The following is a 24,396-nucleotide window of genomic DNA, read 5'->3' as shown; positions in this document are numbered from 1 at the left end:
CAGGGGAGCCCCGTTTTTCCTTGTGGCGGTTATTCCGCGGGACGCGGCGTGGTCTCCGTGCTGGCCGGCAGCAGCGGATATTCGACGCGCGGCTGCTTGCCGCTCAGGCTGTGCAGGAAGGCGACGATGTTCTCCACGTCGTCCGGCGCCAACTGCTTGCCGAGCTGGGCGTTGCCCATGATCGCCACCGCGTCCTTGAGTTCCCAGACCTGGCCGCTGTGGAAGTACGGCGCGGTGAGGGCGACGTTGCGCAGGGGCGCGGCGCGGAATACGTACTCGTCGCTCTGGGTCTTGGTCACGGCGAAGCGGCCCTTGTCGCCGCTGGGCAGCACGCTGGCGTCGGGCTTCTTCACCAGGCCGAACGGGAAGTAGGCCTGGCCGCCCAGGTTGATGCCGTTGTGGCAGGCGCTGCAGCCACTGTCCATGAATGCCTTGAGGCCTTTCTTCTGCTGTGCGTCGAGGGCCTTGTCGTCGCCCTTGAGATACAGGTCGAAGGGCGAGTCCGGAGTTACCAGGGTCGCCTCGTAGGCCTCGATGGCCAGCGCCATGTTGTCGAAGCTGACCGGCTTGCCGGCCTTGGGGAAGGCCTTGCGGAAGGTGTCCACGTATTCCGGGATGCTGCCCAGGGTCTGTTCGACCAACTGCGGGGTACTGTGCATCTCGACGCTGTTCTGGATCGGACCCTTGGCCTGCTCCCCCAGGTCCTTGGCGCGGCCATCCCAGAACTGCGCGGCATTGAATACCGCGTTGAAGACCGTCGGCGAATTGCGTGGCCCCTTCTGCCAGCCGTGACCGACCGACGTCGGTACGTTGTCGGCGCCGCCGGTGCCGACGTTGTGGCAGGTGTTGCAGCTGAGCACATGGCTGCGCGACAGGCGCGGGTCGAAGAACAGTTTCTTGCCGAGTTCGCGCTGTTGCTCGCTGATGGGCTGGCCGCGCAGCTCGGTGACCTGCTCGGGGATGGGTTTGAACAGCGCGCTGGCCTGGTCGTGCAGGGCATCGGCCTGGGCGAGGGGCGTGGCGAACGACAGCAACAGGCTGCCAAGCGGGAGCAGTTGCGAGGACTGCATCTTTTTTTCTCCTTATCAGGCGTTACAACCGGTCCTGTGAGGAGAGGCCAGCGGCGCGCTGCCCGGCTTGACGTGGATCAAGCGCACCGGGATCGGTGCTGCGGATGGTTGTCGCAGCGTGCTTCAGCGCTCGCGCAAGGCCCGGGCCAGCGCGCGGTCGCGGTCGCGCTGCCAATCGTCGTCGCGGTCGTCCCACTGGCGTTCCTCGAAACGCCGCCGCTCCTCGCTCCGCGCCATCGACCGGCATTGCTCGAAGCCGTCGCCCCAGCCGCTGGCGTAGATCGCCTCGCGCAGGTAGCGGGGGACGTCCTTGCGGAATTCGCCGCTGATCGAGCCGGCCGCCTGGCGGCCGCTGCCGCAGCCGTCGTCGAAACCGTCGGCATAGGCGGGTGGGTAGCCCTGGGCGAGCAGGTGCTGGTGGGTGTTTTCGCAGCCGCCGAGCAGGGTGGCGGTGAGCAGGAGCAGGGCGAGGACAAGCACGCCGAGACGCGAAGAAGACATGGCTGGGACTCCTCGACCGCCGGGACGGGCTCCCGGAGGTTCGCGCCGGGCCCGCTGGCAGGTCCGGCGCGAGTCTAGGTCGGCATTGGTGAGGAATTCGTCAAGCCGATGTGATGACGATGCGATGACCGCCGCCGTCCAGCGCCTGGTCGCCGATCCTCACCGGCAGGAAGCGTTCGATAACCCGGCGGTTGCTTTGCAGATGGGCGCTCAGCCGCGGCGTGGTGAAGCTGCCGGCGCCGGCCAGGGCCATGGGCAGCAGCAATTGGTCGGCGAGGTACTCGTCCGCCGCGCAACCGCTTTCCATCCAGCCGATGGCTTGCGTCGCGACCTGTTCCGCCACCCGTTCGGCGCTGACGCCGGCCTGGCCGAAGGCGCAGAAGGTCGCGCAGATGTGCTCGCAGTCGATCCGCAGCAGCAGGGCGTTGCCCGGCCCCTGGTCCTCCGCGAGGAACTCCAGCTGGCGTTCTTCGTCGCTCCAACCGAGGCGCTGGCGGACCCTCTCCAGCTCGCGCTCGCCGACGTGCCCGGGAATCCCTGCGAGCAGCGCCCGCGCCTGGCGCCGCAGCGCCGCGCCGGGATGCTCCAGTTGCAGCGGCCGCCAGCGCGCCGGGCGTACCCGCGCCAGCAGCTCGCCACCGCCGGCGGGTACGAAGCCGTGGCGCAGCAGTTCCAGGTCGACTTCCGCGCCCATCCGCTGCAACAGCGGCAGCCAGCTGTCGCGGAGAAAGTCCGCCGGCGGCGCCAGTGGATTGTGGGTGCCGCCGCTGATCCTCACCCGGCTTTCGCCGTTGGCCGCGAGCAGCGCCGGCAGCAAGGTTTGCAGTACCAGCGAGCAACTGCCGGCGGAGCCGATGGCGAAGGCGTAGTCGCCGGCGCGGATCGCACCGGGCCGGAACGCCAGCTCGCGTGAGCCGAGCTCGGCACCCTCGACCTCGGCCGCGCAGATTTCCGCCGCCGCGCGCACCGCGGTGAGGTGCTGCCGCAGTAGCCCCGGACGGCTGCGCCGGCCACGGATGTTGCGGATGCGCAGCGGCTGGCCGCTGGTCATCGACAGGCTCAGGGCGCTACGCAGGATCTGCCCGCCACCTTCGCTGCCGTCGAGTTCGATGAGGTCCTTTCTCATGAGGTTTCCCTTGTGTATTGCCATATCTTGTCGTGGAGGTAGCGATCCAGCAGTCGGCTGTCCTGGCGCGCGCCGGTTGGTTGGGCGGCCCCTCGTTCGGCCTGGAGCAACTCCGCTTCGATGAAGCGTTGCAGCGCCAGGCGCGGAGGGCCGTAGGCCGATTCGTCGCGCTGACGCTTGAGGCTCAGCAGGGCATCCAGTTCTTCGCGCAGCGACGGATCGTCCAGCGTGGCTTCCATTAGCCTCTCGAACGCCACCGGCGGCAAGCCCAGGCCTGCATCCAGCCAACGCACCGCGAACAACGGGCGCAGGACGTAGAGGTATTTCTTCAGCCGGACGCTGTCGCCCTTCAGGTAGCCGCGGTAGTTCTTGCGTGCCATCGACAGGTAGTGATGGCGACTGCCTGGTACGGAGTGAAAGGCGCTGCCCAGCCAAAGCAGTTCCTCGCGCACGCCAGGCTCTTCCCGATACACCAGCGGCGAGCCGAGCCACTCCAGCAGGGCCGGGTTGGATTTGCGCATCAGGCGCAACGCCTTGCGCAGTTCCCAGCCGCTGATGTCCAGCTCGTCGCTCAGCGGGCGTTCTATCACGTCGCGAGGTTCCTCGACGCGCTGATACCACTCGGGCTGATGCACATAGACGAAGCGTACGTCGTAGTCGCTGTCCGGCGAAGCGAAGCCCCAGGCCCGGCTACCCGACTCGCAGGCGTAGAGCACGACTACGTCGTGCTCGCGTTCGATCCGTTCCAGCTCATCCAGTACCCGCTCGCGCATGGCGGCGGGGAGCGGATGGCGTTCTTCCCTGTTCATTTCGATTCTTCCCCAGCGGGCGCCACAGGGCGCCCGTCATCCTTTCACGCACACCACCTGACGCAGGGTGTGCAGCACTTCCACCAGCTCGCGCTGGGCTTCCATGACCCGGTCGATGTCCTTGTAGGCCATCGGGATCTCGTCGATCACGTCGGCGTCCTTGCGGCATTCGACGTGGGCGGTGGCGCGGGCCTGGTCGGCGACGCTGAAGACCTTCTTCGCCTTGGTCCGGCTCATGGTCCGCCCGGCGCCGTGGCTGCACGAGCAGAACGCTTCCTGGTTGCCGAGGCCGCGGACAATGAAGCTCTTCGCCCCCATCGAGCCGGGAATGATGCCGAGCTGGCCCTTCTGCGCGGACACCGCGCCTTTGCGGGTGACCAGTACCTCCTGGCCGAAGTGGCGCTCCTTCTGCACGTAGTTATGGTGGCAATCGACCGCCTCCAGGTTGGCTTCGAACGGCTTGCGGATCACCTGGCGCGCCGCCTCGATCACCGCGTGCATCATCAGCGCGCGGTTCTGCCGGGCGAAATCCTGGGCCCAGCCGACCGCTTCCACGTAGTCGTCGAAGTGCCGGCTGCCTTCCTCGAAGTAGGCCAGGTCCTTGTCCGGCAGGTTGGCGATGTGCTGGCGCATGTCCGCCTTGGCCAGTTCGATGAACAGGTTGCCGATGGCGTTGCCGACCCCGCGCGAACCGCTGTGCAGCATGAACCAGACGCGGTCGGCCTCGTCCAGGCAGACCTCGATGAAGTGGTTGCCGGTGCCGAGGGTTCCCAGGTGCTGGCGGTTGTTGGTCTTCTCCAGCCTCGGGTGCTTGTCGGTGATCGCCTTGAAGCGACCGGCGAGCGCCTTCCAGGCCTGGTCGGCGGCCTCCGGTACCTCGTGCCAGGCGCCGCGGTCGCGGCGGCCGAAGGTCTTGCCGTGGGGTACCGCCTGCTCGATGGCGCTGCGCAGGGCGTGCAGGTTGTCCGGCAGGTCGGCGGCGACCAGCGAGGTGCGCGCGGCGATCATTCCGCAGCCGATATCCACGCCCACCGCGGCCGGGATGATCGCGCCGAGGGTAGGGATCACGCTACCGATGGTCGAGCCCTTGCCCAGGTGCACGTCAGGCATCACCGCCAGGTGCTTGAAGATGAAGGGCATCTTCGCCGTGTTCAGCAACTGCTGGCGCGCTTCCTCCTCCACCGGTACGCCCTGGGTCCAGAGCTTGATCGGCTTGCCGCCGGCCACTTCGAGGATATTCATGTCTTTCATCGTGCTTTCCTTGTGCTCCGCGTCGTCCCGTCGACGGCGCGGCTATCGTTCGTGATCAGGCCTGCTTCAGCGTGACCAGTCCGTTCAATACCTGGTCCAGGCCACCGAATACCGAAATCCGGTCGATGCGCTCGGCCACCCGCTCCAGGGTTTCCAGTTCTTTCAGACGCAGCGCGGTCGGGTTTTCCTCCATGACCTTCGCGGTATTCAGCAGCGAGCGGGTCGCCGAGGTTTCCTCGCGGCGGCGGATCACATTGGCCTGGGCCGCCTTCTCCGCCTCCACCACCTGCGCCAGCAGGGTCTTCATTTCGCCCGGGAGGATGATGTCGCGCACGCCCAGGCCGCTCACTTCCAGGCCGCTGTCTTCCAGCTTGGCGGCCAGGTGGGCGCTGACCGCTTCGTCGATCGACTGCTTGTTCTCCAGCAGTTCGTCGAGGGTACGGGTGCCCACTGCCGCCCGCAGGCCGAACTGCAGCTCGCGGTACAGGTACTCCAGCGGCTTGCTCAGCCGCGAGAAGGCGGTGAGTACGTCGTTGTAGCGCCAGTTGGCGGCGAGGTTCAGGCGCAGGCTGACCTTGTCGCGGGTAAGGATCTCCTGGCCGCTGACCTCCAGCGCCTGGATACGGGTGTCGACCAGTTCCACGCTGACTTGCCGGTTGTAGCGCCAGAAACCGTATTGTCCGGCTTGCAGCAGGCCGGCAAGGGCGCCGTCGACCTTGAGCACGCCGACCTGGAACGCCGGCACCTGGACCAGCAACACTGCGTCCAGGCCCGCCAGGGCCCGGCCGCGCAGGTTCGGCTGGTGCAACTGGGCGACCAGCGCGGCAGACAATCGATAGTCCTGGGTCAGGTCGATGCGCTCCAGGCGCTGCTCGGTCTGGCCTTTCCAGTACAGTCGGCGGCTGCCCGGTGCGAGCAGCTCCACCAGCACGCCGTCCTCGTAGCGCAGGCCGGCCTCGTTGTCGCCCAGGTCCATCCGGGTGAAATAGCGCTCCACCAGTTGCGGTTCGCTCTGCCGCAGGTAGCCGGCCAGGCGGTGTTCGAACTGCGGGGTGTTCAGGCTGAAGCTTTCCAGGCTCAGGCGGTCGTACGGATCGAAGCGGCGGTAGGTGCCCGGTTCGAGCACGGCGAGGAAGTCGCCTTCGGAGTACAGCAGGCCGCGTTCGTTCTTCTTCACGATAAAGCGCTTCAGCATTTTCATCTCTTCATTCCTTTCATTCTTCCGTGGTGCCGGTGTTGCCGGCCCGTCGAGCGTCGCGGGTGGAGCGCGGAGGAGGTTGGCCTGGCGGACGTCCTGTCCATGCGATCGATTCCCTCGATCCCCGGCCTGCCTTGCCCCGTGCCCGAACCGCGGGCCGGACGGGCCGGCGGCGGCTTCGGCTCCCTTGCGTTGTCCGGCCTTCCTGGCCGCTTGCGCAGTTCGCCTCGGCCACACCGGCGGGTGTTGCCATTGAGTGATTGCCGTTAAGGCAACGTTCGAGCGGGAGTCGAACCCGCGACAGACCATTTCGTGGATGGTTGCTCTACCAGGCTGAGCTATCGAACCGCGAAGCGGCATTGCCGTCATTCGCGAATGACCGTCGTTGTTGCGGGCGGCATGCACGACGCCGACACCAGGGGTGGGCTCGGGCACCGGCGGGACTGGAGTCCCGACCCGTCGGCCTGCATGGGCGATGCGGTCGAAATGGATATAGCGAGCGGCGTGCCAGGTTTTTATAGATGAGTCTGTTTCTTGATTAACTATTTGATTTTAAAGGTGAATAAATTTTTTATTGCGCTTCGTCGGCGAATTCGATGGAGAGATGCCTGGTTATTTCTATATATTTTCATATCGATCTTTATCTTGAAGGATAAGCAGTGATGAAACGCACGGTCGCCATCGGCTTCATCGGCGCCACCCTCGACCGTCTCGGCAAGGGCGCGGCGCGCTGGCAAAAGTGGCGGCCGAGCATCGGCCTGTGCCAGCAGCCGGACCTGCTGATCGACCGCCTCGAACTGATCCACGGCAACGACGCCCGCGACCTCGGCCTGGCCGAGCGGATTCGCGCCGACATCGCCGCGGTGTCGCCGCATACCGAGGTCCGCCTGCAGCAGATGGAACTGCGCAACCCCTGGGACTTCGAGGAGGTCTATGGCGCCCTGCACGATTTCGTCAGCGCCTACCCCTTCGACACCGAGCGCGAGGACTACCTGGTGCATATCACCACCGGGACCCATGTCGCGCAGATCTGCTGGTTCCTCCTTACCGAGGCGCGCTACCTGCCGGCCCGGCTGGTGCAGACCTCGCCGTCGCGGCGCAAGGACGAGGCGCGCCATCCCGAGGGCTCGGCGACGCTGATCGACCTCGACCTGTCCCGCTACGACCGCATCGCCTCGCGGTTCCGCCGCGAACAGGAGGAAAGCCTGGCTTTTCTCAAGTCGGGAATCGCCACGCGCAATGCCGCTTTCAACCGCTCCATCGAGCAGATCGAGCGGGTCGCCGTGCGTTCGCGGGCACCCATGCTGCTGGTGGGGCCGACCGGTGCCGGCAAATCGTTCCTCGCCCGGCGCATCTATGAACTCAAGCGCAGCCGGCACCAGCTCGACGGGCGTTTCGTCGAGGTCAACTGCGCCACCTTGCGCGGCGACGGCGCGATGTCGGCCCTGTTCGGCCACGTCAAGGGCGCCTTCACCGGCGCGCAGAATGCGCGCGAAGGCCTGCTGCGCGCAGCCGACGGTGGCATGCTGTTCCTCGACGAGATCGGCGAGCTGGGCGCCGACGAACAGGCGATGCTGCTCAAGGCGATCGAAGAGAAGCGCTTCTTCCCGCTGGGTTCGGACCGTGAGGTGGAGAGCGACTTCCAGCTTATCGCCGGGACCCACCGCGACTTGCGCGGACGAGTGGCCGAAGGCCTGTTCCGCGAGGACCTGTTCGCCCGCATCAACCTGTGGACCTTCGAGCTGCCGGGCCTGGCTGGACGCCGCGAGGACATCGAGCCGAACATCGACTTCGAACTGGAGCGGCACGCCCGCGAGCAAGGGCGGCAGGTGCGTTTCAACCTGGAGGCCAAGCGTCGCTACCTGGCCTTCGCCGGTTCCAGCGAAGCGCGCTGGGCCGGCAACTTCCGCGAGCTGTCGGCTTCCATCACACGGATGGCGACCTTGGCCGACAGCGGGCGGATCGACGAGGCGCTGGTCGAGGAGGAGTTCCTCCGCCTGCGCCAGGCCTGGGGGCTCGATGCGGGCCGGGAGCCACTGGCTGATCTGCTGGGGCAGCGGGTGGAGGCCCTGGATCTGTTCGACCGCCTGCAACTGCAGGCGGTGCTGGAGGTGTGCCGCGGGGCTAAGACCCTTTCCGAGGCGGGACGCCGGCTGTTCGCCGTTTCGCGCCAGGACAAGCGCAACCCCAACGACGCCGACCGGCTGCGCAAGTACCTGGCGCGTTTCGGCCTGGACTGGGCGCAGATACGCGCCTGAACACCACTTCGGGATATCCTTGGCGTCTTTTCACGGGCTCCAGGGACGAATGCCGATGAGCGAGATAATGGACGTCGAGCGGCTGCGCCAGCGCTGCGCGGCCGGCGAAAGCTTCAAGTACCTGTATTTCTGGGGACATCGTCCGGCGACGGATGACAAGGTCGGCAAGAGCTGTTTCAGCCAGTGGTACGAGGCTTCGTTCAAGCTCGACGGGGTGCGCTACGCCAGCGCCGAGCATTACATGATGGCGGCCAAGGCACGCTTGTTCGACGACTCCAGGCTGCTCGAGCGCATCCTGGCGGCGCGCAGCCCAGGCGAGGCGAAGGCCCTCGGCCGCGAAGTCGCCGGCTTCGACGAGGCACGCTGGAACGCCGAGCGGGTGGGAATCGTGATCGAAGGCAACCTCGGCAAGTTCGGCCAGAACGCTTCGCTGAAGAAATACCTTCTGGGCACCGCCGACCGGGTGCTGGTCGAGGCCAGCCCGGTGGACGCGATCTGGGGCATCGGCCTGGCCGCGAGCGATCCCCTGGCGGCGGAGCCGGCGACCTGGCAAGGCCTCAACCTGCTCGGCTTCGCTCTGATGGAGGTGCGCCAGAGGCTGGCTCAGTAGTAGTACCAGCGCAGCTCCAGCTTGACCTCGTTGATCGGCTTGCCGACATGGCTGAACTCGCGTTCGGCGCTCAGGCGCAGGCCGAGGTCGCGGCCCAGCTCCACCTGCTGGACGAAGCCCAGGCTGCGGCGCACTTCACCGTTGTGGAAGTAGTCGCCCTTGGCCTCCAGGGTCAGGTTGCCCAGCGGGTTGCGCCACAGCAAGCCGCTGTCGAAGCCCACCGCCGGGGTGATGGCGGCGGCGAAGTCCCTGTTGTTCTCGATCCGCGCGGTGCCCATGGCGTAGAGCAGCAGGTCGTCGCCGAACATCCAGCTGCCGCCGGCGCCGCCGTTGAGGTGGCTGACCAGGTTTTCGTCGCCGTCCTCGCCCGGCACCCGCTCCAGGCCGCCGGCGACCTGCCAGGACAGCGGTTTGAGCAACTGGTTGCGCGGGGTCAGCGAGCGGATGGTGACCAGGTCGAGATTCTGCAACTGCCAGCGGTTGCCTTCGTACTGGCGCAGCTTGAGCTGGCCGATCTCGATCTGCGCACCGAGGGGAAAGCCATAGGCGTTATCGGCGAGGTCATGGTAGGCCATGCGCAGGCCGTATTCGGCGAAGGCGCGGTCATCGCGGCTGCCGACGCCGAACTGCCAGGTCCGTGACTCGTGGCCGTCTTCCGGCTGGCCGGGGCGCTCGACCTGGAGGTCCGGCGGTGGGTTGCGGTTGATCGCACGCAACAGGTTGTAGCTGCGCGAGGCGATGCCGCTGTCACGCGCCTGACCGGTGGCGCGGTAGCGCACCAGACGGAAGGCGGCGTCCTGGATCAGCGCCTGGCGCGGCATCGGCAGGGCCTGGAAGTCGGGAGCGTCGAGCAGGCTGTCGTCGTCCGCCAGGCGCTTGGCCCAGTCGCGCTCGGCATGGTCGAGCGGTTCGGCGCGGGCGAGCAGTTCCTTCTCGCGCGACGGCCGGTAGTCGATGCGCTCGATCAGCCCGGCGTTCTTCACCGCGCGCACGGTGTCGGTGGGGATCGCGGTAAGCGGGAACTGCTCAGTCAGCTCGATGCCCGGGCGGGCGATCTCCATCAGTTCGAGCAGGCGGAACGAACAGTTCTCGTCGAAGAAGTAGTAGTCGAAGCGGACCTGCTTGAGTTCCCAGACGTGTTCGACCATGCGCCCGGTCTCCTCGGGCGTGAGGTTCAGCTTGTATTCCCAGAGATCGCGGTTCTCCAGGCGACTGTATTCGGCCAGCTTCTCCCGGTACGGGACCAGCGCGAACAGGCCGGGATAGCCGCCCATCAGGCCTTTCCAGGCATAGAGGATGCTGTTGTCCATGCCTTCGATGTAGGCGCCGAAGTTCAGCGCGTAGCTGAGCAGGGCAGTGTTGTTGCTGGTGACGTCGGCCTGGTCGATGCGCAGCAGGGTGTGGCCGAACATCGACGACGGGCTGTTCAGGTAGGCCGCGGGGAACACCAGCACCGCGCTGTGCGGGTTGATGTCGCGGTACCAGTTGTCGTATTCGCCGCACTGCGGCTGCGGCAGGTCGTCGAGTTGCAGTTGCTGGCGCAGCCAGCGGGTGCGCGCCGGGTAGACGCACTGGGCATGCTTGTCGCCAAGGCTGGGCGAGGCATAGAGCGCCTTTAGCGTGGCCGCCAGTTCGGCGTCCGGGTGGCTCTCGCCGTTGTCGGCGAGGAAGAACCGCTCGTCGTCGACGTAGCTGCGCCAACCGCCGAGCTTGCCGCGTTCGTAGTGGCCGAGGGCGATCCAGTAGGGATCGGCGGCCAGTTGCTGGAGGCGGGCCTCGGGAACCGTGGGCGCAGCCAGAAGGGGGGAGCAGGCGCACAGCGCCATCCAGGGCAACAGGCGTTTCGGCATCGGCAAGGCTTAATGCTTGGGGAAAGGGGCCTGCCCGCGAACGGGCAGGCGGCGAGGCTCAGGCCTGCTCGGCGTACTTGGCCAGGCGGGCGTCCTGTTTCAGGATCGCCTGGGTGTTGGCATAGACGTCGGCGGCGGTGGCGTCGGACTTGTTGAAGATCTCGGAGAAATGCTCGTGGGTGACGGCGGCGAAGTGCTCGCGGTCCTGCGGTTGCACGCCCAGCACCACGGCATAGGTGGTCAGCGCTTCGCCATTGCCCTTGGCCATGTCTTCGGACAGCTCGTCCATCATGCTGCCGAGCACCAGCAGGGGCTTGCCGCCATAGGACAGCGCGCCGTTGGTATGGCAGCCGTTGGTGCCGGTGGTCATGCCGAAGGTGTTGTTGCCGGAAGTGCCGTTGGTGGTCGCCGCGACCACGTGGGTGGCCACGCCGCGCTGGCCTTTGAAGAGCATGTTGCCCCAGCCGCAGCCGGCGCCGCCGGGAGCGTCGGCGAAAGCGTTGAAGGAGGCGGCGGCGAACAGGGTACCGAGCAGAATCCGTTTCATCGTTTGTTCTCTCTTGAGGTGGATCGGAGCCATCTGGAGCGGGCCAGCGACGCCGTGAGCTTTTCGGAATGCCACCGGGGTGTCAAGGCACCGAATGGGTGGCAGCGCGCAATGCCGGGCGAAAATTGACCGGCGTCAGCGGCAATCCGCTTGGAACCGTCCAGACTTGGGAAAGTTCTGGTCGGTCTGAGCGAAACCGGCCTTGGTCAGCCGTTCCTCATGCAGGAGGTGGATATGAGCGCTTTCGACCCCGCTACCGCCCTGGAAACCCTGGCGACCGAGTACGCGGCACGCGCCGCGGCGATCCGCCGGGACCTGGCGCGCAGCCATTCGCCGGACTTTGCCGAGCAGGCGGTGCAGCGCCAGAACGACGAAGTGCTCGAAGGCCTGCTCGCCGAGGCGGAGGCGGGGATGCGCCAGGTCGGCCTGGCCCGCCTGCGCCTGGCGGAAGGTCGCTACGGCCAGTGCGAGCGCTGTGGCGAGGCCATCGAACCGGCGCGCCTGGCCGCCCTGCCTGCGGCGGAATACTGCCTGCGCTGCGCCGACCTGGTACATCGGTGAGATAGCGCCATCCGCGCCTTGTCAGTGGCGCGAGGCTGGGGGGAGAATGCGGGCGACGACACCCCGCGGCGATCTGCCGCCCGATGCAAGGATTCCCGATGCCCGATTCCGTCGCTGCCGGCCTGCGCCTGGCGCCAGAAGAACTGACCCGCCCGTTCGCTCCCGAGCAATTCGCCTTCGACACCACCGATGACCTGGAGCCCTTCCGCGGCGTGCTGGGCCAGGAGCGTGCGGTCGAGGCGCTGCAGTTCGGTGTGGCGATGCCGCGTCCGGGTTACAACGTATTCGTCATGGGCGAGCCGGGGACCGGACGCTTCTCCTTCGTCAAACGCTACCTGCAAGCCGAGGGCAAGCGCGTCGCCACGCCCTCCGACTGGGTCTACCTGAACAATTTCGACGAACCGCGCGAACCTCGGGTGATCGAGCTGCCGCCGGGCAGCGCGACCGAATTCAGCGCCGACATCGACCGCCTGATCGACAACCTGATGTCGACCTTCCCGGCGGTCTTCGAACATCCGGCCTACCAGCAGAAGAAGAACGCCGTCGACCGCGCCTTCAACCAGCGCTACGACCGCGCCCTGGACTCGGTGGAACGGCGCGCCCTGGAGAAGGACGTGGCGCTGTACCGCGACAGCGCCAACGTCGCCTTCACCCCGATGAAGGACGGCAAGGCCCTCGACGAGGCCGAATTCGCCCAGTTGCCCGAAGCCGAGCGCGAGCGTTTCCACAAGGATATCGCCGCCCTCGAGGAGTACCTCAACGAGGAACTGGCGAGCCTGCCGCAGTGGAAGCGCGAGTCGAGCAACCAGTTGCGCGAGCTCAACGAGGAAACCATCACCCTGGCCCTGCAGCCCCTGCTGGCGCCTCTGGTGGAGAAGTACAACAACAACCCGGGCGTCTGCGCCTACTTGCAGGCGATGCAACTGAACCTGCTGAAGACCGTGGTCGACCAACTGGTCGACGACAGCCGCACCGACGCCCAGCGCAAGCAAGGGCTGATCGAGCAGTACGCGCCGAACCAGGCCATCGTCCACCACGCGACCAGCGGCGCGCCGGTGGTGTTCGAGTCGCACCCGACCTACGACAACCTGTTCGGCCGCATCGAGTACAGCTCGGACCAGGGGACGCTCTACACCAGCTACCGGCAGTTGCGTCCGGGGGCGCTGCACCGGGCCAACGGCGGCTTCCTGATCCTGGAGGCGGAAAAGATGCTGGGCGAGCCGTTCGTCTGGGACGCGCTGAAGCGTGCCCTGCAGTCGCGCCAGTTGAAGATGGAGTCGCCGCTGGCCGAACTCGGCCGCCTGGCTGCGGTTTCCCTGACCCCCCAGGTGATCCCGCTGCAACTGAAGGTGATCATCATCGGCTCGCGGCAGATCTACTACACCCTGCAGGACCTCGACCCGGACTTCCAGGAGATGTTCCGGGTGCTGGTGGACTTCGACGAGGACATCCCGCTGGGCGAGGACAGCCTCGAACAGTTCGCCCAGTTGCTCAAGACGCGCACCTCGGAAGAGGGCATGGCGCCCCTCAGCGGCGCGGCGGTGGCGCGACTGGCGACCTACAGCGCGCGCCTGGCCGAGCACCAGGGGCGGCTTTCGGCACGGATCGGCGACCTGTTCCAGTTGGTCAGCGAAGCCGATTTCATCCGTCAGCTGGCGAACGAGGAGGTGATCCAGCTCGGCCACATCGAGCGTGCCCTCAAGGCCAAGCAGACCCGCACCGGACGAGTGTCGGCGCGGATCCTCGACGACATGCTGGCGGGGATCATCCTGATCGACACCGCTGGCGCCGCGGTCGGCAAGTGCAACGGACTGACCGTGCTGGAGGTGGGCGACTCGGTGTTCGGCGTGCCGGCGCGGATTTCCGCGACCGTCTATCCGGGCAGCAGCGGCATCGTCGACATCGAGCGCGAGGTCAACCTCGGCCAGCCGATCCACTCCAAGGGCGTGATGATCCTCACCGGCTACCTGGGTAGCCGCTACGCCCAGGAGTTCCCCCTGGAAATCTCCGCCAGCATCGCCCTGGAACAATCCTACGGCTACGTGGACGGCGACAGCGCCTCGCTCGGCGAGGTCTGCACGCTGATCTCAGCACTGTCGCGGACGCCGTTGAAGCAGTGCTTCGCCATTACCGGCTCGATCAACCAGTTCGGCGAGGTGCAGGCGGTCGGCGGCGTCAACGAGAAGATCGAGGGCTTCTTCCGCCTCTGCGAAGCGCGCGGCCTGACCGGCGAGCAGGGCGTGATTATCCCGCGCGCCAACGTCACCACCCTGATGCTCGACGAGCGCGTATTGCAGGCGGTGCGCGCCGGGCAGTTCCACGTCTACGCGGTGCGCGAGGTGGACGAGGCGCTGGCGCTGCTGGTGGGCAAGCCGGTCGGTGCCCAGGACGAGAAGGGACGCTTCCCGAAAGGCAGCGTGAACGATCTGGTCGTGGCGCGCTTGCAGGAGATATCCGAACTCGGCATGGAAGAGGACGACAAGGAAAAGGACAAGCCGGCGGAGAAAGAGACCGTCGCGGCGAAGGACAAGGCCGCGGCGAAGAAGGACTGAGTCCGGCGCGTTGCCGGAACCTGCCGAGGGCGGGGCTGGAAAGCCCCGCCCTCGTGCGTTTCAGCCCTGTGGACAAGTTCCCGCCGGCGCTATGCGGAACCTGGCGGCAGGTGTAGGCTCAAAACTGGGAACCCCCGTGAGGATGCCGCCATGCCGCGTAACCTCTGCCTCATCCGCCCTTGTCTGGGGCTGACCACGCGAATCGAATGCGTGGTCAGGCCGCTGGCCGGAGAGAACGGACTCTGGACCCTGCTTTGCGCCGCCGGTATGTCCGGCTCCCAGCCTTCGGCGATCAAGGCCCAGGGCCCCTTCCACGGACCGCTGGTGGCCGAAGGGGTGTTGCAGGCGATTGCCGACTGCCTGGCCCAGCAAGGCTATATCGAAGCCGTCGACCCGCCGATCTGGCGCCTGCACCTGCAGGGCGAACTGCGCCGACTCAATGGCGAACGACGGCCGCATGTCGGCGACTACCTGTTTCGCCCGGAATCCTGAACGGCGCCTGGGCAAAGCCTGAGCAATCCGGCCAAGGCCCCGTGCCATCATCGCTGGCAGGATCCATCCCGGCTCGGTGCACATATTTATCCACAGATTTTCTGGATAAAAACCGCCGGCCGCTGCGTTATACTCGCCGCCCCATTTCCCCCTGCACATACACACAAGAGACCATGGAACGCTTTTTCGAAAACGCCATGTACGCCTCGCGCTGGCTGCTGGCTCCCATCTACATGGGCCTGTCGCTGGCGTTGCTGGCGTTGACCATCAAGTTCTTCCAGGAAATATTCCACGTCATCCCGAACATCTTCGCGATGGCCGAGGCCGACCTGATCCTGGTCCTGCTCTCGCTGATCGACATGGCTCTGGTCGGCGGCCTGCTGGTCATGGTGATGATCTCCGGCTACGAGAACTTCGTTTCGCAACTGGACATCGACGAAGGCAAGGAAAAGCTCAACTGGCTGGGCAAGATGGATTCCGGCTCGCTGAAGAACAAGGTGGCCGCCTCCATCGTGGCGATCTCTTCGATCCACCTGTTGCGCATCTTCATGGACGCGAAGAATGTGCCGGACAACAAGCTGATGTGGTACGTGATCATCCACATGACCTTCGTGCTCTCGGCGTTCGCCATGGGCTACCTGGATAAGCAGACCCGTCACTGACGACCCCCTCCAGTGTTTCGCTCGCGCCGCCCGGCCGTTGTAAAACGGACGGGCGGCGGCGTTTCCGGCTTGCGTTGCCTGTCGCCTGGGCAAGACTTTCCTGTGATATCGGGCGGACGCCGGGAGCGGGCGTCCTTCGCATCGTCGGGGCCTGGCGGCCGGACGATGCCGGGAATCGGGCCGGCGCTGTCGGGACCGAGGCGGTTGGCGGAAAGCTGGAGGCTTCCGCTGCCTGCGCAACCTCGAGAGGTTCGCGATGAACATGCAGGATCTCGCCGGCCGGGTCCAGGCCGGACATATCGACGCCTTGCACCTGGTGTCGCTGGAGGGTGGCATCTATGTCCTGGAGGCGCAGATGGGCGGCCGCGCCTATCCGGTGGAGGACGATCTCGGCCAGCCGGTCAGCCTGCGCTCCGTGGAGCATGCGCGCCAGGTACTGCGCGGGCTGGACAGGGTTCCGGTGGAGTTGGTGTGCGCCGATGTCGATGACGAGATGTGTGGCCTCCTGGCCGAGTCGGGTTCGTTTATCGGCGGGCTGCCGCTGTCGATCCGCCAGGGTTGAGCACAAGCGGCTGCGCCGGTAGGGGGGAAGGGCCTTCTGTGCTAGGCTGGCCGCCCTTTTTCGACCCCACAGCGGAGCACCGCCATGAGCGAACTCAACCTGACCACTGACGAAGCCCGTGTCAGCTACGGCATCGGCCGTCAACTGGGCGACCAACTGCGCGAGAATCCGGTTCCAGGCATGACCCTGGACGCAGTCCTGGCCGGCCTGTCCGATGCGTTCGCAGGTATCGACAGCCGGGTTTCCGGCGAGGCGCTGTCGGCCAGCTTCCAGGTGATCCGCGAACGCATGCAGGCCGAAGCCCAGGCCAAGGCCGAAGCCGCCGCTGGCGAAGGCCGCGCCTACCTGGCCGAGAACGCCAAGCGCGAAGGCGTGACCGTGCTGCCGTCGGGCCTGCAGTTCGAGGTGCTGAGCACTGGCGAGGGCGCCAAGCCTTCCCGCGAGGATACCGTGCGCACCCACTACCACGGCACCCTGATCGACGGCACCGTATTCGACAGCTCCTACCAGCGCGGCCAGCCGGCCGAGTTCCCGGTGGGCGGCGTGATCGCCGGCTGGGTCGAAGCGCTGCAACTGATGAACGCCGGCTCCAAGTGGCGCCTGCACGTACCGAGCGAACTGGCCTATGGCGGCCAGGCCGTCGGCAGCATTCCCCCGCACAGCGTGCTGGTGTTCGACGTCGAACTGCTGGAAATCCTCTGAGGCGCATCGGCCCCAGGAAGGAGTGAAACGCCCCGTCGACGCATCGACGGGGCGTTTTTCATTGCGGCATCAGTAGCGGGCATCCAGCGGACGCTTGTCCTTCGGCCAGTCCTTGATCTTGTCCGGGAAGTCCGGGCGTGGCTGGTGCGAAAAGTACTCCGCGACGTCCACTGCGTCCTGGTCGCTGAGGCCGCCCTGGCCGAGCGGGAAGCGTTCCTGGAAGCCGATCGGCATGTTGTGCTTGACGAAGGCGGCAGCGGTGAAGGTCCGCGCCATGCCGGCGCCGATATTGAACGACTCGTCGCCCCACAGCGGTGGGAAGAGCATCTCGCCGGCGCTGTTCCTCAGCCCCTCGCCATTCTCGCCATGACACACCGCGCATTGTCGGGCGTAGACCTTGCGGCCGTTCTCCGGGTCGGGCTTCAGCGCCGGGTCGACCTTGCCGACGCCGCGGCCGGCGACCTTGTCCTGCGGCCGGGTGTTGTTCTTCATCCAGTCGAAGTAGGCCACCATCGCCTGCATGTCGGCAGAGTCCGGCGGCAGAGGCTTACCGTTCATCGAGCGCCGGAAGCAGCCGTTGATGCGCTCCTCCAGGCCGATGACCTTGCCCGCCCGGGGCGCGTAGCTGGGGAAGAACGCCGAGACGCCGACGAAGGGCGAGCCGTCGGCTACGGTTCCGGCGTTCAGGTGGCAACTGGTGCAGTTCAACTGGTTGCCGACGTTCGCCGGCAGCAGCTCGCGGGTCTCCAGGTGCAGGCGCATGCCGCGTACCACCTGTTCGGCGTTCGGCGCCGCGAGCATGTCCGCCAGGCGTGGAGAGACGAAGGTCGTGGCCGGGCCGTTGCCGGCCTCGATCTGCTGGCGCAGTTTCTTCACCTGGCCGGCATCGATCGACGAACCCTGGTTGCCCCAACTGCTGCGGACGAAGCTGAGGATTTCGGCGATTTCGCGGTCTTCCAGCTGGGCGAAGCCGGGCATGGTGTAGACCCGCGAGTGGGTTGCGGTCTCCGCGGTTTTCCAGCCGGTAAGGGTGATATGCAGTAGCGTGCTCGGGTTGGCCGAAGCGACCGTGGGGTTGCCGGCCAGCGGCGGGAACATACCCGGGACGCCGCTGCCGTCCTTGCGGTGGCAGTCGGAGCAGAACTGCGCGTAGCCGAGACCGCCCCGCGAGCTGTACAGGTCGACCGGTGCTGCCAGTGGGCGTTCGCTGTCGGGCATGGGCAGGTCGTCCTTGCCGGCCGGCAGGGACTTCAGGTAGCTGGCGATGGCCAGCAGATCGTCGTCGCTGAAGTGCTGGGTGCTGTGGTGGATGACATCGGTCATGCTGCCGGACACCGTGGCGAAGCGGTTCTGCCCGGTCTTCAGCAACTGCACGGTGTCCTCCACCGTCCACAGGTTGCGCAGGCTCAGCGCTTGCCATTGTTCGACGGTTTCGCCGGCGAGGTAGAGCTGCCCGGAACGACCGGCTTCGCTCATGGCTTTTTCCTGGAAGGCGATGCCGCGCGGAGTATGGCAGGCGCCGCAGTGGCCGAGCCCCTGTACCAGGTAGGCGCCGCGGTTGATCGCCGGGTCCGCGTCGCTGGAGGGCGTGAACGGCGCGTCGTCGAGGAACGCCCAGTTCCACAGCGACAGGCCCCAGCGCTGGTTGAACGGCCAGCTCATCGCGCTCGGCGTATTCGCCTGGGTGACGGGTTGCACGCCGTGCATCAGGTAGGCGTACAGCGCACGCATGTCTTCTTCGCTGATCTTGGCGTAGGACGGGTAGGGCATCGCCGGATAGAGATTCACTCCCTCGGCGGTCACCCCCTTGCGCATGGCGCGGTCGAACTCTTCGAAGCTGTAGCGGCCGATGCCGGTCTCCCGGTCGGGAGTGATGTTGGTCGAGTAGATGGTACCCATTGGCGTCTTCAGCTCCAGGCCGCCGGCCATCGGCGCACCCTGCGGGCCGGTATGGCAGGCGATGCAGTCGCCGAGCTGGGCCACGTAGCGGCCTTTTTCGATGAGCGCAGCGTCCGTGGTCGGTTCGCTGGCATGGAGCAGGGGAACGATGGAGCACAGCGCGCCGAGCAAGCCGAGGCGCGGGAAAGAAGCAGGCATTTCCTCATCCTTAGGCGTAGGCCTGGGGCGGTCCCCTCGGCCACGGTCCATTCTTTTTTTCGTTATGCGGCCGTCGACAGGACGACGGTCACGCCGCTGTTGTAACGGCTTTCAGGCGAGGTCGGCTTGATGTGGATCAGGCAGGAATCCCTATCGCGGCGAGGGGCTGCCGGCGTGCTCGGGCGAGGCGTTGCGGAAAGACCGGGACATGAGGAAAGTGACTCCGGGAAGGTCGTCCGTGACCTTCCCGGAACCGGCCGGAGGCGCCTTTGCCTCCGTTCGTGCGATCCGCCTCCCGGGCAGCGGCGCACGGATGACGCGTCCTGGCGTCATCGCAAAGGCTCAGCGCAGGGCGCGGGCGTAGCAGAAGAGGAACAGGTTGCGTACCAGCTCCTTGAGGATCAGCGGTTCGCTCGAGTTCAACTCGTGCAGGTCCAGGCCGCCCTGGTCACGCAGTTCGTCCAGCGCGTCTTCTTCCAGGACTGCGCAGATTTCCCCGGTTTCCCGGTGCAGGATCCGCAGGTAGGGGTGTGGCCGATCAAGCCAGGCATCGATCAAATAAGTCATGGCGCTCATCTCCGTGACAAGACTGTGAGATGAGAATAATTCTTATTATCGTAATAGCAAGTCTTGATCGTGCCTTTCGTCGCAAAACGAAAACGCCGCCGTGAAAACGGCGGCGTTCGTCACAAGTCGAGCCCGGTTCAGTGGGTACGGGCGACAGCGAATTCGCTGAGTTCGACCAGGGCGGAGCGGTATTCGTTGTCCGGCAGCGTATCCAGGCAGGCGATGGCGCGGGCGGCGTAGTCGCGGGCGAGGTTGGCGGTATAGTCCAGGGCGCCGGCTGCCTCGACGGCGGCACAGACGCTCTCCAGGTCCTGGCTGCCACCTTGCTGGATGGCTTTGCGTACCAGCGCGGCCTGTTCCTCGGTGCCGTCGCGCATGGTGACGATCAGCGGCAGGGTGGGCTTGCCTTCGGCGAGGTCGTCGCCGACGTTCTTGCCGAGGGTCGCGGCGTCGCCGCGGTAGTCGAGCAGGTCGTCCACCAGCTGGAAGGCGATTCCCAGGTAGTCGCCGAAGCGGCGCAGTGCCTCGGACTGTTCCTCGCCGGCCTGGCACAGCGCGGCGGCGCTGTGGGTCGAGGCCTCGAAAAGCATCGCGGTCTTGCCGCGGATCACTTCCATGTAGGTCTCTTCGGTAGTGCTGGCGTCGCGTACCTTGGACAATTGCAGCACTTCGCCCTCGGCGATCACCCGGGTGGCCTGGGATATGATGCGCATGACCGGCATGGAACCCAGCTCGACCATCATTTCGAAGGAGCGGGCATAAAGGAAGTCGCCTACCAGCACGCTCGGCGCGTTGCCCCACAGGGCATTGGCGGTGGAGCGGCCGCGGCGCAGGCCGGAGGCGTCGACGACGTCGTCGTGCAGCAGAGTGGAGGTGTGCAGGAATTCGATGGTGGCGGCCAGCAGGCAGAGGTCGTCGCCCTTGTAGCCCAGGGTCTTGCCGGCGAGCAGGACCAGCAGCGGACGCAGGCGCTTGCCGCCGGCGGAGATGATGTAGTCGCCGATCTTTTCCACCAGGGGAACGCGGGAGGTGAGTTGGCGACGGATGATCCCGTCGACGGCGGTGAAATCTTCCGCCACCACGCGGTAGAAGGCCTGGGGTTGCATCAGTGACAATAGCTCCACAAAGATTGCGCGGCATGCTAGGTGGCAGGGGGGGGACTGTCAAGGAAAGGCCCGTGGCACTTGCCTCGGCCTGGACCTTTCCGTACAATCGCGGGCCCTGAACTTCCTTGGCATACCCTGCCTTACGCAATTGCACGGGCGTCCGATCCGACCCCATGCAGCCATGCCGGCCGATTCCTACTTCTATAAAGCGTCGGGTGAGCAGGTTTAACGGAGATACACATGTACGCAGTGATTGTTACCGGTGGCAAGCAGCACAAAGTCACCGAAGGCGAATTCCTCAAGGTCGAGAAACTCGACGTCGCTACCGGCGAAGCGATCGATTTCGACCGCGTCCTGCTGGTTGCCAATGGCGAAGACGTGAAAATCGGCCTGCCGGTCGTCGAAGGTGCGAAGGTTACCGCTGAAGTGGTTTCCCACGGCCGTCACGACAAGGTCCGCATCATCAAGTTCCGCCGTCGTAAGCACCACATGAAGCGTCAGGGCCACCGCCAGTGGTTCACTGAAATCAAGATCACCGGCATTCAGGCCTAATTCCTTTCTGGAGGATATGACTCATGGCACACAAAAAAGCTGGCGGTTCTACCCGCAACGGCCGCGACTCAGAAAGTAAACGCCTTGGCGTGAAACTGTTCGGCGGCCAGGCTGTAAAGGCTGGCAACATCCTGGTTCGTCAGCGCGGCACCAAATTCCACGCCGGTTACGGCGTTGGCCTGGGCAAGGACCACACCCTGTTCGCGAAAGTGGACGGCGTGGTCAAGTTTGAGACCAAAGGCGCCTTTGGTCGCAAATACGTGAGCATCGTTGCTGCCTAAGCAATAGCTCGCTGAAAAAGCCCTGTCTCGCGACGGGGCTTTTTTGTTTCTGCGCCGGCTTCCGGCCATGCCCTGCTTTCGGGGCATCCTGTATCCTATGTTTTTTTCTGTTAACCCGCCCTCGTGGTGGGAGGCATATCCATGAAATTCGTCGATGAAGTATCAATCCACGTGAAAGCCGGTGACGGCGGCAATGGCCTCATGAGCTTTCGTCGCGAGAAGTTCATCGAAAAGGGCGGTCCCAACGGCGGCGACGGTGGCGACGGCGGTTCCATCTACCTGGAAGCCGACGTCAACCTGAACACCCTGGTCGACTATCGCTACACCCGCCGTTTCGATGCCCAGCGCGGCGAGAACGGCGGCAGCAAGGACTGCACCGGGGCCAAGGGCGACGACCTGATCCTGCCGGTGCCGGTCGGTACTACCGTGATCGACGCCAATACCCAGGAGATCATCGGCGACCTGACCGAGCCCGGTCAGCGGCTGATGGTCGCTCAGGGCGGCTGGCATGGCCTCGGTAACACCCGTTTCAAATCCAGTACCAATCGGGCGCCGCGCCAGACCACCCCGGGCAAGCCGGGTGAGGCGCGCGACCTCAAGCTGGAACTGAAGGTGCTGGCCGACGTCGGCCTGCTGGGACTGCCGAATGCCGGCAAGAGCACTTTCATCCGTGCAGTGTCCGCGGCCAAGCCGAAGGTGGCCGACTATCCGTTCACCACCCTGGTGCCGAACCTCGGCGTAGTCAGCGTCGGTCGCTACAAGAGCTTCGTGGTCGCCGACATTCCCGGCCTGATCGAAGGTGCCGCCGAAGGCGCCGGGCTGGGCATCCGCTTCCTCAAGCATCTGGCGCGGACCCGTATCCTCCTGCATCTGGTGGACATGGCGCCGCTGGACGAAAGCGATCCGGCAGATGCCGCCGAGGTCATCGTTCGCGAGCTGGGTCGCTTCAGTCCGGCGCTGACCGAGCGCGAGCGCTGGCTGGTGCTGAACAAGATGGACCAGATCCTCGATCCGGCCGAGCGCGAGGCGCGCAAGCAGGCGGTGATCGAGCGGTTGGGCTGGGAAGGCCCGGTCTATGTGATCTCCGCCCTGGAGCGCGATGGCACCGAGGCGCTCAGCCAGGACATCATGCGCTATCTTGACGAGCGTACCCTGCGCCTGGAAGAAGATCCGCAGTATGCCGAGGAACTGGCCGAACTCGACCGGCGTATCGAGGACGAGGCGCGGGCCCGTCTGCAGGCCCTGGACGATGCGCGCGCGCTGCGGCGTTCGGGTCTGAAGAACGCCGGTGCGGTGGATGACGATGATTTCGATGATGAGGAAGACGACGGCGACGGTCCGGAGATCTTCTACGTTCCCTGATGGCGTGATACCCCGCCGGGCGGGCCGGCGGGGCTGAAGAGTCGAAGCCTGGGCTTCTAAGGTTGAGGGTATGCGGGACAAGGTGACTGGCGCGCGGCGCTGGGTGGTGAAGATCGGTAGCGCCCTGCTGACGGCCGATGGCCGTGGGCTGGATCGCAATGCCATGGCCGTTTGGGTCGAGCAGATGGTGGCGCTGCATTGCGCCGGCATCGAGCTGGTGCTGGTGTCGTCCGGCGCCGTCGCCGCCGGTATGAGCCGCCTGGGCTGGGTGTCCCGACCTAGCGCGATGCACGAACTCCAGGCCGCCGCCTCGGTGGGACAGATGGGGTTGGTGCAGGCCTGGGAGTCCAGCTTCGCCCTGCATGGCCTGCAGACCGCCCAGGTGTTGCTGACCCATGACGACCTCTCCGACCGCAAGCGCTACCTGAACGCCCGCAGCACCCTGCGGACCCTGGTCGAGCTGGGCGTGGTCCCGGTGATCAACGAGAACGACACGGTGGTCACCGACGAGATCCGCTTCGGCGACAACGACACCCTGGCGGCACTGGTGGCCAACCTGGTCGAGGCCGACCTGCTGGTGATCCTTACCGATCGCGACGGTATGTTCGACGCCGATCCGCGCAACAATCCCGATGCCCAGCTGATCTACGAGGCGCGTGCCGACGATCCGCAGCTCGATGCGGTGGCTGGCGGCAGTGCCGGCGCCCTGGGGCGCGGCGGAATGCAGACCAAGCTGCGGGCGGCGCGCCTGGCGGCGCGTTCCGGCGGGCATACGGTGATCGTCGGCGGGCGTATCGAGCGTGTCCTCGATCGCCTGCGCGCCGGCGAACGCCTCGGCACCCTGTTGACCCCTGATCGCAGTCGCAAGGCGGCGCGCAAGCAGTGGCTGGCCGGCCACTTGCAGATGCGCGGCACCCTGGTGCTAGACGATGGGGCGGTGAAGGCGGTGAGCCAGGATCACAAGAGCCTGTTGCCGGTTGGGGTCAAGGCGGTCCAGGGCAGCTTCCGTCGCGGCGAGATGGTGGTCTGTGTGGACCAGGGCGGGCGCGAAGTGGCGCGCGGCCTGGTCAACTACAGTGCGCTGGAGGCGCAGAAGATCCTCGGTCAGCCGACGGATGCCATCGAGGCCTTGCTCGGTTACGTGGATGGGCCGGAGCTGGTGCATCGCGACAATCTGGTTCTGGTCTGAGGAGAGGGCGAATGCGCAAGCTCGCGGGGTTGCTGGGTGGTCTGCTGCTGTTGCCGGCGCTTGCCGGGGCGGAGGAGATCGGCGAGGTTTCCACGGTGTTCAAGTGGGTCGGGCCGAACGACAAGATTGTCGTCGAGGCTTTCGACGATCCCAAGGTGCAGGGCGTGACCTGCTATCTGTCGCGCGCCAAGACCGGTGGGGTCAAGGGCGGCCTGGGACTGGCGGAGGATCGCGCCGAGGCGTCGATCGCCTGTCGCCAGGTGGGGCCGATCCAGTTCAGTGGCGAACTCAAGGATGGCGAAGAGGTGTTCAAGCAGCGCACTTCGCTGGTGTTCAAAAGCATGCAGGTGGTGCGCTTCTTCGATCGCAAGCGCAATGCCTTGGTCTATCTGGTCTACAGCGACCGGGTGATCGAGGGCAGTCCGCAGAACGCGGTGACGGCGATTCCCCTCATGCCCTGGCCGACCGCTCGCTGAGGCGAGCGAGTCGCG

General features: G+C 65.9%; 24 protein-coding genes and 1 tRNA gene. 13 read left to right on the top strand and 12 right to left on the bottom strand.

Going from position 1 to position 24,396, the window contains the following annotated elements; translation table 11 throughout:
• Nucleotides 1–29: 29 nt before the first annotated feature.
• The 7 genes from ccpA to AC4OR5_RS23790 all read right to left on the bottom strand — a co-directional run bounded on the left by ccpA (nucleotide 30) and on the right by AC4OR5_RS23790 (nucleotide 6,303).
• A complete protein-coding gene (gene ccpA / locus AC4OR5_RS23820; RefSeq protein ID WP_031756977.1) occupies nucleotides 30–1,070 on the bottom strand; it encodes a cytochrome-c peroxidase CcpA in 1,041 nt (346 codons plus the stop codon).
• Nucleotides 1,071–1,193: 123 nt separating this feature from the next.
• A complete protein-coding gene (locus AC4OR5_RS23815) occupies nucleotides 1,194–1,571 on the bottom strand; it encodes a hypothetical protein (RefSeq protein ID WP_003094811.1) in 378 nt (125 codons plus the stop codon).
• A gap of 100 nt (nucleotides 1,572–1,671) precedes the next feature.
• The gene (rtcA, locus tag AC4OR5_RS23810; RefSeq protein WP_010793781.1) at nucleotides 1,672–2,697 is read right to left on the bottom strand and encodes an RNA 3'-terminal phosphate cyclase; all 1,026 of its coding nucleotides are present in this window, start codon (nucleotides 2,695–2,697) and stop codon (nucleotides 1,672–1,674) included.
• Nucleotides 2,694–3,506, bottom strand: coding sequence for a nucleotidyltransferase domain-containing protein (locus AC4OR5_RS23805; protein ID WP_010793782.1), 813 nt, complete (start codon nucleotides 3,504–3,506; stop codon nucleotides 2,694–2,696). Before AC4OR5_RS23805 ends, rtcA begins: the two co-directional genes overlap by 4 nt.
• 36 nt (nucleotides 3,507–3,542) lie before the next feature.
• Nucleotides 3,543–4,757: an RtcB family protein gene (locus AC4OR5_RS23800; protein ID WP_003111139.1), complete on the bottom strand. Its 1,215-nt coding sequence runs from the start codon at nucleotides 4,755–4,757 to the stop codon at nucleotides 3,543–3,545.
• A 55-nt stretch (nucleotides 4,758–4,812) separates the two neighbouring features.
• Nucleotides 4,813–5,958 (bottom strand): slipin family protein, encoded by a 1,146-nt coding sequence (locus tag AC4OR5_RS23795; protein WP_003116273.1) that lies wholly within the window; start codon nucleotides 5,956–5,958, stop codon nucleotides 4,813–4,815.
• A gap of 271 nt (nucleotides 5,959–6,229) precedes the next feature.
• Nucleotides 6,230–6,303: transfer RNA gene (locus tag AC4OR5_RS23790), tRNA-Arg, on the bottom strand.
• Between the two features lie 314 nt (nucleotides 6,304–6,617).
• Between AC4OR5_RS23790 and rtcR the strand changes: the two genes are divergently transcribed.
• Nucleotides 6,618–8,213 carry an RNA repair transcriptional activator RtcR gene (gene rtcR / locus AC4OR5_RS23785; RefSeq protein ID WP_003456765.1) on the top strand — a complete coding sequence of 532 codons (1,596 nt, stop codon included), beginning with the start codon at nucleotides 6,618–6,620 and terminating at the stop codon, nucleotides 8,211–8,213.
• 55 nt (nucleotides 8,214–8,268) lie between these two features.
• Nucleotides 8,269–8,823, top strand: a complete 555-nt coding sequence (ybiA, locus tag AC4OR5_RS23780; protein WP_058160262.1) for a riboflavin biosynthesis intermediates N-glycosidase — start codon at nucleotides 8,269–8,271, stop codon at nucleotides 8,821–8,823.
• Here ybiA and AC4OR5_RS23775 read toward each other — a convergent pair.
• Together AC4OR5_RS23775 and AC4OR5_RS23770 are read right to left on the bottom strand one after the other, a co-directional pair.
• Nucleotides 8,817–10,673: an Lnb N-terminal periplasmic domain-containing protein gene (locus AC4OR5_RS23775; protein ID WP_058154734.1), complete on the bottom strand. Its 1,857-nt coding sequence runs from the start codon at nucleotides 10,671–10,673 to the stop codon at nucleotides 8,817–8,819. The genes ybiA and AC4OR5_RS23775 overlap by 7 nt on opposite strands.
• 58 nt (nucleotides 10,674–10,731) lie before the next feature.
• Entirely contained in the window at nucleotides 10,732–11,220 is a 489-nt protein-coding gene (locus AC4OR5_RS23770) for a DUF3015 domain-containing protein (RefSeq protein WP_003094783.1), read from the bottom strand.
• Between the two features lie 234 nt (nucleotides 11,221–11,454).
• Between AC4OR5_RS23770 and AC4OR5_RS23765 the strand changes: the two genes are divergently transcribed.
• The 6 genes from AC4OR5_RS23765 to bamJ all read left to right on the top strand — a co-directional run bounded on the left by AC4OR5_RS23765 (nucleotide 11,455) and on the right by bamJ (nucleotide 16,751).
• Nucleotides 11,455–11,781, top strand: a complete 327-nt coding sequence (locus AC4OR5_RS23765; protein WP_003112819.1) for a TraR/DksA family transcriptional regulator — start codon at nucleotides 11,455–11,457, stop codon at nucleotides 11,779–11,781.
• A 98-nt stretch (nucleotides 11,782–11,879) separates the two neighbouring features.
• Nucleotides 11,880–14,333: a Lon protease family protein gene (locus AC4OR5_RS23760; protein ID WP_116271219.1), complete on the top strand. Its 2,454-nt coding sequence runs from the start codon at nucleotides 11,880–11,882 to the stop codon at nucleotides 14,331–14,333.
• A gap of 150 nt (nucleotides 14,334–14,483) precedes the next feature.
• Nucleotides 14,484–14,825: a PA4575 family protein gene (locus tag AC4OR5_RS23755; RefSeq protein WP_003094775.1), complete on the top strand. Its 342-nt coding sequence runs from the start codon at nucleotides 14,484–14,486 to the stop codon at nucleotides 14,823–14,825.
• 173 nt (nucleotides 14,826–14,998) lie between these two features.
• On the top strand, nucleotides 14,999–15,487 hold the full coding sequence (locus tag AC4OR5_RS23750; RefSeq protein WP_003111135.1) for a TIGR00645 family protein: 489 nt from the start codon (nucleotides 14,999–15,001) through the stop codon (nucleotides 15,485–15,487).
• A 256-nt stretch (nucleotides 15,488–15,743) separates the two neighbouring features.
• Nucleotides 15,744–16,049: a DUF6482 family protein gene (locus AC4OR5_RS23745; protein WP_003094771.1), complete on the top strand. Its 306-nt coding sequence runs from the start codon at nucleotides 15,744–15,746 to the stop codon at nucleotides 16,047–16,049.
• A gap of 84 nt (nucleotides 16,050–16,133) precedes the next feature.
• A complete protein-coding gene (bamJ, locus tag AC4OR5_RS23740; protein WP_003094769.1) occupies nucleotides 16,134–16,751 on the top strand; it encodes a BamJ family beta-barrel-assembly machinery protein in 618 nt (205 codons plus the stop codon).
• Between the two features lie 69 nt (nucleotides 16,752–16,820).
• On the opposite strand, the gene AC4OR5_RS23735 is transcribed toward bamJ, so the two are convergent.
• From AC4OR5_RS23735 to AC4OR5_RS23725, 3 genes are all read right to left on the bottom strand, one after another.
• Nucleotides 16,821–18,848, bottom strand: coding sequence for a c-type cytochrome (locus tag AC4OR5_RS23735; protein WP_021264110.1), 2,028 nt, complete (start codon nucleotides 18,846–18,848; stop codon nucleotides 16,821–16,823).
• A 342-nt stretch (nucleotides 18,849–19,190) separates the two neighbouring features.
• Nucleotides 19,191–19,415: a PA4570 family protein gene (locus AC4OR5_RS23730; protein ID WP_003094765.1), complete on the bottom strand. Its 225-nt coding sequence runs from the start codon at nucleotides 19,413–19,415 to the stop codon at nucleotides 19,191–19,193.
• A gap of 137 nt (nucleotides 19,416–19,552) precedes the next feature.
• Nucleotides 19,553–20,521, bottom strand: a complete 969-nt coding sequence (locus AC4OR5_RS23725) for a polyprenyl synthetase family protein (RefSeq protein ID WP_003094763.1) — start codon at nucleotides 20,519–20,521, stop codon at nucleotides 19,553–19,555.
• Between the two features lie 240 nt (nucleotides 20,522–20,761).
• On the opposite strand from AC4OR5_RS23725, the gene rplU reads away from it, so the two are divergent.
• The 5 genes from rplU (at nucleotide 20,762) to AC4OR5_RS23700 (ending at nucleotide 24,381) form a co-directional block, all read left to right on the top strand.
• Entirely contained in the window at nucleotides 20,762–21,073 is a 312-nt protein-coding gene (rplU, locus tag AC4OR5_RS23720; protein ID WP_003094761.1) for a 50S ribosomal protein L21, read from the top strand.
• 23 nt (nucleotides 21,074–21,096) lie between these two features.
• The gene (gene rpmA / locus AC4OR5_RS23715) at nucleotides 21,097–21,354 is read left to right on the top strand and encodes a 50S ribosomal protein L27 (RefSeq protein WP_003094760.1); all 258 of its coding nucleotides are present in this window, start codon (nucleotides 21,097–21,099) and stop codon (nucleotides 21,352–21,354) included.
• 141 nt (nucleotides 21,355–21,495) lie between these two features.
• The gene (gene cgtA, locus AC4OR5_RS23710) at nucleotides 21,496–22,716 is read left to right on the top strand and encodes an Obg family GTPase CgtA (RefSeq protein WP_003094758.1); all 1,221 of its coding nucleotides are present in this window, start codon (nucleotides 21,496–21,498) and stop codon (nucleotides 22,714–22,716) included.
• A 70-nt stretch (nucleotides 22,717–22,786) separates the two neighbouring features.
• Nucleotides 22,787–23,905, top strand: a complete 1,119-nt coding sequence (gene proB, locus AC4OR5_RS23705; protein WP_003094756.1) for a glutamate 5-kinase — start codon at nucleotides 22,787–22,789, stop codon at nucleotides 23,903–23,905.
• A gap of 11 nt (nucleotides 23,906–23,916) precedes the next feature.
• Nucleotides 23,917–24,381: a CreA family protein gene (locus tag AC4OR5_RS23700; protein WP_003094746.1), complete on the top strand. Its 465-nt coding sequence runs from the start codon at nucleotides 23,917–23,919 to the stop codon at nucleotides 24,379–24,381.
• Nucleotides 24,382–24,396 lie beyond the last annotated feature (15 nt).

The organism is Pseudomonas sp. YA1 (genome assembly GCF_058680555.1).
This window is presented reverse-complemented; position numbering and strand designations above follow the sequence as displayed.